The following is a 10,909-nucleotide window of genomic DNA, read 5'->3' on the forward strand; positions in this document are numbered from 1 at the left end:
CCCGGGCGCACCACGGCCGGTGCCTGCTGTTGGGGCCGCCGCCAACGCATAGGCGCCGAGCCGGGGCTCGCTGCGCGTCGCCCGCTGGCCTGAAACTTCCATCCTTCTTCGGCGCGCCGGCCACGGAGAAACTGGCGCAGCGCCCCCACCGGGCCGGCCCACCACGGCCCCTGCCTGCTGTTGGGGCCGCCGGCTGACGGCCACGGCGCTGGGCCCAGGCCGCGCGCGCCTGGGCTTGGATGAGAACGTGGCGCTTGTGCACCAGCAGCCGAAGAGGCATGGAAGCATTGCCGCCCGCCCGATGGGCCTTGCCATGCCGTCAGCCGGCGGCCCCAACAGCAGGCAAGGGCCGTGGTGCGCCCGGGTGTGGGCGACGCACCGCCTGTTTCTCCGTGGCCGGCGCGCGAAGCAGGATGGGGGTTCGATCCCAGCGGGCGACGCGCAGCGAGGCCACGGCTCGGCGCTTGTCGGCCGGCCGGCGGCCCCAACAGCAGGCACCGGCCGTGGTGCGCCCGGGTGGGGGCGACGCATCGCCTGTTTCTCCGTGGCCGGAGAAAGGCAGCAACATGGGTTTTGGGCTCCCTCTCGCCCCACTGGGACGAGAGGGCGGGGGGAGAGTGAGGTGGCCGCCGGCAGGGCATCCGCCGCCCGCAGGGCACGCAGCGCGCACTGAAGCTCATCCGCCCGCCCGAAACGCCCATTGATGGGCGTACACTGACCCCATGGCCAGTGTGCCGCCCCTCCTCCCCCTGTCGCGCCGCAAGCGCTTCATCACGCGCCTGCACCACTGCGGCCCGCCGGGACTGGACTGAACGCCTCGCGCTTCGTCCAACTCCCGGAGACTTCCTTGCCCCTCTCACCCTTCCGTCCACGCCTGCTGGACGCCGTTCGCGGCTACGACCGCGAGCGTTTCGTGCGCGACCTCGGCGCCGGCCTCACCGTCGGCATCGTCGCGCTGCCCCTGGCCATGGCTTTTGCCATCGCCTCCGGCCTGCAACCCGGCGCCGGGCTGTGGACCGCCATCATCGCCGGCCTGGTGATCGCCATGCTGGGCGGCTCCAACGTGCAGATCGGCGGCCCGGCCGGGGCCTTCATCGTCATCGTCTACGGCATCCTCGAACGCTACGGCCTGGCCAACCTGATCATCGCCACCGCCTGCGCCGGCGTGCTGCTGTTCGTGCTCGGGCTGCTGCGCCTGGGGCGGCTGGTGCGCTACGTGCCGGTCAGCATCGTGATCGGCTTCACCAACGGTATCGCGGTGCTGATCGCCGTCTCGCAGGTCAAGGACTGGCTGGGCCTGCAGGTGCCCAAAATGCCGGCCGACTTCTTCTCGCAGCTGCGCGTGATCGCCAGCCACATCGACACCCTCAACCCCTACGCCTTCGGCCTGGGCATCGCCGCCGTCGCCGGGCTGTTCGTGTGGCCGCGGCTGTGGCATGCGAAATCGCCGGTGCGGCAGGTGCTGCAGCTGCCTGGCATGCAGGAAGCGTCCGAGGTCGGTGCCCGCATCCCCGGCCCGGTGGTGGCACTGGTGACGCTGTCCTGGCTGGCCTGGTGGCTGCACTGGCCCGTGGCCACCATAGGCTCGCGCTTCGGCGAGATCCCCCAGGGCCTGCCCGGCTTCGTGCTGCCCGATTTTTCCTGGCCCACGGTGAAGCTGCTGGTCGCGCCCACGGTGACCATCGCCCTGCTGGGCGCGGTGGAGTCGCTGCTGTGCGCGCGCGTGGCCGACCAGGTCAGCGGCCTGCCCCGGCACGACCCCAACCAGGAGCTGATGGCCCAGGGCATCGCCAACTTCATCGTGCCCTTCTTCGGCGGCATGCCGGCCACCGGCACCATCGCGCGCACCGTGACCAACGTGCGCTCCGGCGGCAGCACGCCGGTCGCCGGCATCGTGCACGCGATCACGCTGGCCCTGGTGGTGCTGCTGGCCGGGCCGCTGGCCTTCCACGTGCCGCTGGCCGTGCTGGCCGGCATCCTGCTCTTCGTGGCCTGGAACATGGGCGAGTGGAAGGAGTTCGCCCACCTGCGCCGCTACAGCCACCACTACCGCCTGCTGATGCTGGGCACCTTCGCGCTGACGGTGGTGTTCGACCTCACGGTGGCGGTGCAGGTCGGCCTGGTGGCGGCCTGCGCGCTCTTCATCCGCAAGATGAGCGGGCTGTTCCGGGTCGAGCCCGCGCCCCCCACGGACGAGGCCACGCTGCGCTTCCGCCTCTACGGCTCGCTGTTCTTCGGCGCCGTGGCCAAGCTGGACGCCGTCGTCGACGCGGTGGAATCCGCGCCCGGCACGCCGGCCGTGCTGCTGGACGCGCTGCAGCTGGTGCACCTGGACACCTCGGGGCTGGACGCGCTGCGCCAGCTGCACAAGGCGGTGCTCGCCCGCGGCGGCAGCCTGCGCCTGGACCACCTGCAGCCGCAGCCGCAGGAGGTGATCGAGCAGTCGGGCTTCGCCGACGAGCTGGCGCAGCACCGCGTTTCGCTGGAAGTGGGGGCTTGAGCCCGGCGGTAAAATGCCGCTCCAAAGGCCTACACCACCATGTCCCTCCTGCAGCGCATCATCCGCCGTCCCGACTACCAGTCCGAGATCACCCAGTTCATCGAGGGCCTGAAGTCGCAGAAGCCGGACCTGGAAGCGCAGCAACGCGCCGGGCGCGCGCTGCTGTGGGACAAGAACGTGAACCGCGAGGCCTGGGACGAGTTCCGGGCCGCGCAGCTGCGGCAGAAGGCCTACGTCTACCAGACGTCCTCCGAGCAGTAAGCCGCGATGACCCAGCCGCCCGCCGGTGAGCCCACCCTGCCGGATGCGGCGGGCCCGGCCCTGGAGTCCATGCCCGAGGTGGTGGACCAGGTGGCCCTGGCGCGGCTCTACGGCGAACCGCTGTTCGCCCTGCCGAACGACCTCTACATCCCGCCGGACGCGCTGGAGATCTTCCTCGAGGCCTTCGAGGGCCCGCTGGACCTGCTGCTCTACCTGATCCGCAAGCAGAACTTCAACATCCTCGACATCCCCATGGCGGCGGTGACGCGCCAGTACCTGGTGTACGTGGACGAGATCCGTGCGCGCAACCTGGAGCTGGCGGCCGAGTACCTGCTGATGGCGGCGATGCTCATCGAGATCAAGTCGCGCATGCTGCTGCCGCCGCGCAAGACGGCCGAGGGCGAGGAGGCCGAGGACCCGCGGGCCGAGCTGGTGCGCCGCCTGCTCGAATACGAGCAGATGAAGCTGGCCGCAGCCCGCCTGAACGCAGTGCCCCAGGTGGGCCGGGACGTGCTGCGGGCGCAGGTCTACATCGAGCAGTCGCTGCAGCCGCGCTTCCCCGAGGTCGTCGTGGGCGACCTGCAGGAGGCCTGGCGCGACATCCTGCGCCGGGCCAAGCTGGTGCAGCACCACAAGATCAGCCGCGAGGAGCTCTCGGTGCGCGAGCACATGAGCCTGGTGCTGCGCAAGCTGCAGGGCCGCAAGTTCGTCGAGTTCGAGCACCTCTTCGACCTGACGCGCGGCACGCCCGTGCTGGTCGTCACCTTCATCGCCCTGCTGGAGCTCGCCAAGGAATCCCTGGTCGAGGTGACGCAGGCCGAGGCCTATGCCCCCATCTATGTCCGCCTGGCCTACCAGCCGGCCTGAACACCACTTCGCATGAGCAGCATCCGCGACTTCGACGTCGTCATCGTCGGCAGCGGCCTCGCCGGCCTCTCGGCCGCGATGCACCTGGCCCCCACGCACCGCGTGGCCGTCCTCACCAAGCGCGCCATGAGCGACGGCTCCAGCGGCTGGGCCCAGGGTGGCATCGCCGCCGTGATGGGGCAGGGCGACACCTTCGATTCCCACGTGGACGACACCCTGGTCGCCGGGGCCGGGCTGTCACAGCTCGACGCCACGCGCTTCGTCGTCGAGCACGCGCCCGAGAGCATCGAGTGGCTGGTCCAGCTGGGCGTGCCCTTCTCGCAGGAGGACGGCCACCTGCACCTCACGCGCGAGGGCGGCCACAGCGCGCGCCGCATCGTGCACGTCACCGACGCCACCGGCGCGGCGGTGCAGCGCACCCTGATCGAGCATGTGCGGCGCACGCCCAACATCACGGTGCTGGAAGACTTCATGCTGGTCGACCTGATCACCAGCCGCAAGCTGGGCCTGTCCGGCGCGGACGAGCCCAACGCCTGCCTGGGCCTGTATGCGCTGGACGAGAAGGCCGACGAGGTCGTCACCTTCCGCGCGCCGCAGGTGATCCTGGCGACGGGCGGCGCGGGCAAGGTCTACCTCTACACCACCAACCCCGACACGGCCACCGGCGACGGCATCGCCGCCGCCTGGCGTGCCGGCTGCCGGGTGACGAACATGGAGTTCATCCAGTTCCACCCGACCTGCCTGTACCACCCGCACGTCAAGAGCTTCCTCATCACCGAGGCGGTGCGTGGCGAGGGCGGCCGGCTGCTGCTGCCCGACGGCACGCGCTTCATGCCGCGCCATGATCCGCGGGCCGAGCTGGCGCCGCGCGACGTGGTGGCCCGCGCCATCGACTTCGAGATGAAGAAGCACGGCCTGGACTGCGTCTACCTGGACATCTCGCACCAGCCGGCGGAATTCATCCGCGAGCACTTCCCCAACATCCACGCACGCTGCCTGGAGCTGGGCATCGACATCACGCGCCAGCCCATCCCGGTGGTGCCGGCGGCGCACTACACCTGCGGCGGCATCCATTCCGACCTCGCGGGCCGCACCGACATCGCCGGCCTGCACGCGATCGGCGAGACGGCGTACACCGGCCTGCACGGCGCCAACCGGCTGGCCAGCAATTCGCTGGTGGAGTGCATGGTGTTCGCCCGGTCCGCCGCGCGCGACATCCTGGCGGACCCGCGCCCCGTGCCGCCGGCGCTGCCCGCCTGGGACGAGAGCCAGGTCACCGACGCTGACGAGTCGGTCGTGATCTCGCACAACTGGGACGAGCTGCGCCGCTTCATGTGGGACTACGTGGGCATAGTCCGCACCAACAAGCGCCTGGAGCGGGCCGCACACCGCATCCGCCTGCTGCAGGAGGAGATCCAGGAGTTCTACGCCAATTTCCACGTGTTCCGCGACCTGCTGGAACTGCGCAACCTGGTCACCGTGGCCGACCTGATCGTGCGCTCGGCCCAGGCCCGGCACGAAAGCCGGGGCCTGCATTTCAGCCGCGACTACCCGGAGATGCTGCCGCAGGCGGTGCCGACCACGCTCACGCCCTGAGGCCGTCCTCGGGCGCGGGTACGCCGGCCGATGGCGCGTCAGGCGTTCAGGCCAGGCCGTCCTCGTGGCGCGGGAGCCGGTCCGTGATCTCGTGCCAGGGCGCCTTGGAGGCGACGTGCACGTGGCAGGCCGGACGGGCCCCCGGGTCGTCGTCCAGTGCGCCCAGCGCCAGGCCCAGCACCCCCGGCTCGTCGTCGAAGCGGCTCACCAGGCTGGAGCCGCACACGGAACAGAAGCCGCGGTGGGTGCCGGGCGAGGACTCGAAGTAGCGCACCAGCGCTTCCCCGCGCGTCCAGTGGAGCTCTGCCGCCTTCACCGCGCCGCGGGCCCTGAACGCGGTGCCATGGGCTTTGCGGCACATCCGGCAGTGGCAGTACAGCAGGCCCGTGACCTCACCGGAGATCTCGAAGGCGACACCTTGGCAGAGGCAGGATCCGCGAAGCATGGCACTCCCTGGTGAGATGTTGGAACAGGCCCGTGCGGCGGGGCCGCCGGCATGGCGCCGGCCCGCACCGCGCGGCGCCCCGGCAGCTCAGGGCAGCACGGCCCCGGCCACGGAACCCACGGCCTTGGCGGTGCCCACCGCGGCATCCACGGCCAGGCCAGCGCCCGTGGCAGCGACGCCCACCGTGGTGGTGGCGACGCTCACCACGGCGCAGCCGCACAGCGCGGCGCCCAGCAGGACGGCCGCGGCGCCGCGAACGAGAAGAAGGTGAAGGGCGGGGCGAGACAAACGGCGGGCCATGGTGTGCAGGTCTGGAGTCAGACTTGATTCTAGACAGCGTATGTAAAGACTCACTGACCCCCAGACTCCGGCACCCGGCCTCACCGCGCGATCAACGCACCCGCATGCCCGGCTTGGCGCCCGGCCAGGGGTTGAGCACGTAGATGCCGCCGGCCTTGTCGTCGGCGTCGCTGGCCGCCAGCACCATGCCTTCGCTGACGCCGAACTTCATCTTGCGCGGCGCGAGGTTGGCCACCATCACGGTGAGCTTGCCCTTCAGGTCCTCGGGCTGGTAGGCCGAGGCGATGCCGCTGAAGACATTGCGGGTGCGGCCTTCGCCCACGTCCAGGGTGAGCCGCAGCAGCTTGGTCGAGCCTTCGACCTTCTCGCAGTCCACGATCTGCGCGATCCGCAGGTCGACCCGGGTGAAGTCGTCGATGGTGATGGTGGGCGCGATCGCCTCGCCGCCCGGCAGGGCAGGCTCGGCCGCGGCGGGCGCGGCCTCGGCGGGCGGCTCGAAGAGTGCGTCCACCTGCTTCATGTCCACGCGCTGCATCAGGTGCTTGTACTCGCCGACCTGGTGGCCTTCGCCCAGCGGCAGCGCCGCGTTGTCCCAGTCCAGCGGGCTGCATTGCAGGAAGGCCTCGGCGTGCGTGGCCAGCTCGGGCAGCACGGGCTTGAGGCAGGCGGTCATCACCTTGAAGGCCTCGATGCACTCGGAGCACACGCGCGCCGCCTCGTCGCCCTTGCCGTCCTTGACCAGCTTCCAGGGCGCGGCGCCGTCGAAGCGCAGGTTCACCTCGTCGGCGAAGGCCATGATCTCGCGCACCGCCTTGCCGTACTCGCGGGCCTCGTACAGGTGGCGGATGCTGTCCACCAGGCGCGCGGCGTTCAGCGCGGCCAGGTCCGAGCTCACCAGCTTGCCGCCGGGGATGAACTTCACCGCGCGGCTGGCGATGTTCACGTACTTGCCGATCAGGTCGGCATTGACGCGGGCGACGAAATCGTCAGGGTTGAAGTCGATGTCCTCGACCTTGCCGTTGAGCTTGGCCGCGATGTAGTAGCGCAGCCACTCCGGGTTCATGCCCAGCGCCAGGTAGCGCAGCGGGTCGATGCCGGTGCCGCGGCTCTTGCTCATCTTTTCGCCGCTGACGGTGATGAAGCCGTGCACGTTCACCGCCTGCGGCACCTTGCGGCCCGAGAACTGCAGCATCGCCGGCCAGAACAGGGTGTGGAAGTACACGATGTCCTTGCCGATGAAGTGCACCTGCTCCACCCCGGGGTCGGCCATGAAGTCGTCGAAGGACTGGGCGGTGCGCGAGGGCGTGTGCCAGTGCTCGCGGGCCTGCCCCTTGTCGAAGTGGTTCTTCAGGCTGGCCAGGTAGCCGATGGGCGCGTCCAGCCAGACGTAGAAGTACTTGCCCGGCGCGTCCGGGATCTCGATCCCGAAGTAGGGCGCGTCGCGGCTGATGTCCCAGTCGGCCATGCCGGCCTCGAACCATTCGCCCGCCTTCTTCGCCACCTCGGACTGCAGCTTGCCGTCCTGCGTCCAGGCCTTGAGGAAGTCGACCACGCGCGGCTCGGAGAGCTTGAAGAAGAAGTGCTCGGAGCTGCGCAGCTCGGGCGTGGCGCCCGTCAGCGTGGAATACGGGTTGATGAGGTCGGTGGGCGAATAGACGCTGCTGCACACCTCGCAGGAATCGCCGTACTGGTCCTTGGCGTGGCAGGTGGGGCACTCGCCCTTGATGTAGCGGTCGGGCAGGAACATGCCCTTGACCGGGTCGTAGAACTGCTCGATGGTGCGCGTGGCGATCAGGCCCGCGTCCTTCAGGCTGCGGTAGATGCCCTGGGCGAGCGCGGTGTTCTCCGGGCTGTCCGTCGAGTGCCAGTTGTCGAAGCGGATGTGGAAGCCGTCCAGGTACTGCTTGCGGCCCGCGGCGATGCCCGCCACGAACTGCTGGGGCGTCACGCCCGCCTTCTCGGCCGCGATCATGATGGGCGCGCCGTGGGCGTCGTCGGCACCCACGAAGTGCACCATGTGGCCGTGCATTCGCTGGGACCGCACCCAGATGTCGGCCTGGATGTACTCCATGATGTGGCCGATGTGGAACTTGCCGTTGGCGTACGGCAGGGCGGTGGTGACGAAAAGCTTGCGCTGCGGCATGGTGTTTCTCGGGGGCAACCCACCATTTTAGGGCCAGTCGTTACACTCCCCTGCGAGAGCAGGATTCACCATGACCCCCACCCCAGAACAACTCATGCAGGCGCTCGCCAGCGTCGTCGACCCCAACACCGGCAAGGATTTCGTCAGCACGAAACAGCTCAGGAACCTGCAGGTGCAGGGCGGGGAGGTGGCCTTCGACATCGAGCTCGGCTACCCCGCCAGGAGCCAGGTGCCCGCGCTGCGCAGCGCCCTGGTGGCCGCGGCCCGCGAGGTGGCCGGCGTGCAGAACGTGTCGGCCAACATCGGCTGGAAGGTCACCGCCCACGCGGTGCAGCGCGGCGTCGCGCTGATGCCCAACGTGAAGAACATCGTGGCCGTGGCCTCGGGCAAGGGCGGCGTGGGCAAGAGCACCACTGCCGTCAACCTGGCGCTGGCGCTGGCGGCCGAGGGCGCGAGCGTGGGCCTGCTGGACGCGGACATCTACGGCCCCAGCCAGCCCATGATGATGGGCATAGACGCCCGCCCCGAGAGCGAGGACGGCAAGACCATGGAGCCGCTGGAGAACTACGGCGTGCAGGTCATGTCCATCGGCTTCCTGGTGAACCCGGACGAAGCCATGATTTGGCGCGGCCCCATGGCCACCCAGGCGCTGGAGCAGCTGCTGCGCCAGACCAACTGGCGCGACCTGGACTACCTCATCGTCGACCTGCCTCCCGGCACCGGCGACATCCAGCTCACGCTGTCGCAGCGCGTGCCCATGACGGGCGCCGTCATCGTCACCACGCCGCAGGACATCGCGCTGCTGGACGCGCAGAAGGGCATCCGCATGTTCGAGAAGGTGGGCGTGCCCATCCTCGGCATCGTGGAGAACATGGCGGTGCACGTGTGCTCCAACTGCGGCCATGCCGAGCACATCTTCGGCGAGGGCGGCGGCCAGAAGCTGGCTGCGCAGTGGAACGCGGACTACCTGGGCGGCCTGCCGCTGGACATCCGCATCCGCCAGCAGGCCGACACCGGCAAGCCCACCGTGGTGGCCGACCCCGACGGCGAGGTGGCCGGCATCTACAAGGCGGTGGCGCGCCAGGTGGCGGTCAAGATCGCCGCCAAGGCCAAGGACTTTTCCTCGAAGTTCCCCACCATCCAGGTCTCCAAGGACACCTGATCGCCGGGCCGCGGGGAGGCGCCGCGGCGGCGTGCGATCATCGCCGGCGTGAACCTGCTCTCCTCCCTGCGCTACCTGGTGGCGCTGAGCGAACACCGGCACTTCGGCCGGGCCGCCGCCGCCTGCCACATCACGCAGCCCGCCCTGTCCAACGCGATCCGCGCGCTGGAGCAGGAGTTCGGCGTCGTCATCGTCAAGCGCGGGCGCTCCTACGGCGGGCTCACGCCCGAGGGTGAGCGCGTGCTGGCCGCCGCGCAGCGCATGGTGCACGAGCAGAACCTGCTGCAGCAGGAGCTGGGCAGCGAGACGCACCGGCCGCGCGGGCCCTTGCGCATGGGCGCGGTGCCCACGGCCATCCCGGTGCTGGCGCGCTTCGCCGCCATGCTCCAGGCCCGCCATCCGGGCATCGTGCCGGCCGTGCTCACGCTGAGCTCGCAGGAGCTGGAGACCGGCCTGGAGACGCTGTCGCTGGACCTGGCCCTGGGCTACACCGAGCGCATGAAGCTCACCCCGCGCGCGCAGCTCACGGCCTGGCCGCAGTACGTGGAGCACTACTTCCTGCTTCGCCGGGCCGAGAAGCCGCACCCGGACGGCCTGCGCATCGGGCCCCGGCTGCGCTGGAAGGACGCCGCGGCGTACCCGCTCGCGCTGCTGACGCCGGAAATGCACAACCGCACCATCATCGACAGCGCTTTCGTGACGGCGGGCACGCCCGTCAAGCCGGTGATCGAGACCAACTCCATCCTGTCGCTCGCGCTCAGCGTGGTCGAGGGCCAGGTGTGCAGCGTGATGCCGGGCGCGCTGGTGGGCACCGTGCGCGGCTACCGCGAACTGGAGGCGCTGCCCCTGGTGTCGCCGGACGTGCGCACGCCCATCGGCTTCATGGCGCAGGCCGCGGTGCGCTCCTCGCGCGCCATGGAGGCCGCCATCACGCTGGCGACGGACGCGGCCTGGCTGCGCCACGCGGCGGCGCACTCGGGCCTGCTGTCGGCCTGAGGCCGGTCCACGGCAGGCGCCCGGGCCTCACCAGCCCTTGGCGTCCAGCAGCTCCTTGACCTTCTGCGCCACCAGCACCGAGCCGTCGTTGTTCAGGTGGATGATGTCGAAGCGCAGCGAACTGGGCACCAGGTCCATCTGGTGGTCCAGCACGTCCTGCGGCAGCGCCGGGTTGTACTGGCTGACCAGGTAGCTGCGGATGTCGTAGTAATTGTCGGGATAGAGCTTCGCCAGGTCCTGGTTCAGCTGCAGGATGTCGGCGTAGGCGATGCCGCCCGGCTCGCCGTCCGTGTTGGCCACGTTCACCACCGACAGCACGTAGAAGCGGTCGTTGCCCGGGGCGAGGGCGGCGATCGAGGCGGCGATGTCGGCCTTGACCTGGTCCGGCTCCGTCGGGTTGTTGGCGCCGTACCAGAAGATGCTGATCCAGTCGCGGTGGTCGGTGTCGGCCGTCTCGCGCGCGGCGATCTGGGTCGAGGTTTCGCCGACCACGCCGCCGTTGTAGACCTCGCGCGCGCCCACCAGCAGCTGGAGGTTGGCCGCGAAGGGCGGCGTCAGCGAGTCGCCCCAGCAGGCGATGTCCGGCGAGAGCACGGCGGCCTGGGGCGCCGGCGTAGGGGCCGGCGGTGGCACAGGGGC

Annotated in this window: 9 protein-coding genes and 1 pseudogene; 6 read left to right on the forward strand and 4 right to left on the reverse strand. The window is 70.1% G+C overall.

The features are described 5' to 3' along the window. The first annotated feature begins 847 nt into the window (after positions 1-847). From IM725_RS18605 to nadB, 4 genes are read left to right on the forward strand one after another with little or no spacing between them, the layout of a single operon-like run. Entirely contained in the window at positions 848-2,500 is a 1,653-nt protein-coding gene (locus IM725_RS18605) for a SulP family inorganic anion transporter (protein WP_193782132.1), read from the forward strand. 39 nt (positions 2,501-2,539) lie between these two features. After that, positions 2,540-2,761 carry a DUF3460 family protein gene (locus IM725_RS18610; RefSeq protein WP_193782133.1) on the forward strand — a complete coding sequence of 74 codons (222 nt, stop codon included), beginning with the start codon at positions 2,540-2,542 and terminating at the stop codon, positions 2,759-2,761. Positions 2,762-2,767: 6 nt separating this feature from the next. Further along, positions 2,768-3,628: a segregation and condensation protein A gene (locus tag IM725_RS18615; RefSeq protein ID WP_193782134.1), complete on the forward strand. Its 861-nt coding sequence runs from the start codon at positions 2,768-2,770 to the stop codon at positions 3,626-3,628. 12 nt (positions 3,629-3,640) lie between these two features. Then, positions 3,641-5,224 carry an L-aspartate oxidase gene (gene nadB / locus IM725_RS18620; RefSeq protein ID WP_193782135.1) on the forward strand — a complete coding sequence of 528 codons (1,584 nt, stop codon included), beginning with the start codon at positions 3,641-3,643 and terminating at the stop codon, positions 5,222-5,224. Positions 5,225-5,270: 46 nt separating this feature from the next. On the opposite strand, the gene IM725_RS18625 is transcribed toward nadB, so the two are convergent. The 3 genes from IM725_RS18625 to metG form a co-directional block, all read right to left on the reverse strand. Next, complete coding sequence (locus IM725_RS18625) at positions 5,271-5,669, reverse strand: GFA family protein (protein ID WP_193782136.1); 399 nt, start codon at positions 5,667-5,669, stop codon at positions 5,271-5,273. 87 nt (positions 5,670-5,756) lie between these two features. Then, positions 5,757-5,957, reverse strand: coding sequence for a hypothetical protein (locus IM725_RS18630; protein ID WP_193782141.1), 201 nt, complete (start codon positions 5,955-5,957; stop codon positions 5,757-5,759). 103 nt (positions 5,958-6,060) lie between these two features. Beyond that, positions 6,061-8,112: a methionine--tRNA ligase gene (gene metG, locus IM725_RS18635; RefSeq protein WP_193782140.1), complete on the reverse strand. Its 2,052-nt coding sequence runs from the start codon at positions 8,110-8,112 to the stop codon at positions 6,061-6,063. 70 nt (positions 8,113-8,182) lie between these two features. Here metG and apbC point away from each other — a divergent pair, with 70 nt between their 5' ends. Then, positions 8,183-9,274 carry an iron-sulfur cluster carrier protein ApbC gene (gene apbC, locus IM725_RS18640; protein WP_193782137.1) on the forward strand — a complete coding sequence of 364 codons (1,092 nt, stop codon included), beginning with the start codon at positions 8,183-8,185 and terminating at the stop codon, positions 9,272-9,274. Positions 9,275-9,322: 48 nt separating this feature from the next. Further along, a complete protein-coding gene (locus IM725_RS18645) occupies positions 9,323-10,270 on the forward strand; it encodes a LysR family transcriptional regulator (protein ID WP_193782138.1) in 948 nt (315 codons plus the stop codon). A gap of 27 nt (positions 10,271-10,297) precedes the next feature. Here IM725_RS18645 and IM725_RS18650 read toward each other — a convergent pair. Further along, positions 10,298-10,909: pseudogene (locus tag IM725_RS18650) on the reverse strand (hypothetical protein); the annotation flags it as partial.

The sequence above is a fragment of the Ramlibacter aquaticus genome (assembly GCF_015159745.1).
Lineage (GTDB): Bacteria > Pseudomonadota > Gammaproteobacteria > Burkholderiales > Burkholderiaceae_C > Ramlibacter > Ramlibacter aquaticus.

What these genes read in the sequence shown, in the direction of transcription:
- IM725_RS18625 (WP_193782136.1), bottom strand. Translation starts at nt 5,669, where the DNA reads ATGCTTCGCGGATCCTGCCTCTGCCAAGGTGTCGCCTTCGAGATCTCC.
- apbC (WP_193782137.1), top strand. Translation starts at nt 8,183, where the DNA reads ATGACCCCCACCCCAGAACAACTCATGCAGGCGCTCGCCAGCGTCGTC.
- IM725_RS18610 (WP_193782133.1), top strand. Translation starts at nt 2,540, where the DNA reads ATGTCCCTCCTGCAGCGCATCATCCGCCGTCCCGACTACCAGTCCGAG.
- IM725_RS18615 (WP_193782134.1), top strand. Translation starts at nt 2,768, where the DNA reads ATGACCCAGCCGCCCGCCGGTGAGCCCACCCTGCCGGATGCGGCGGGC.
- nadB (WP_193782135.1), top strand. Translation starts at nt 3,641, where the DNA reads ATGAGCAGCATCCGCGACTTCGACGTCGTCATCGTCGGCAGCGGCCTC.
- metG (WP_193782140.1), bottom strand. Translation starts at nt 8,112, where the DNA reads ATGCCGCAGCGCAAGCTTTTCGTCACCACCGCCCTGCCGTACGCCAAC.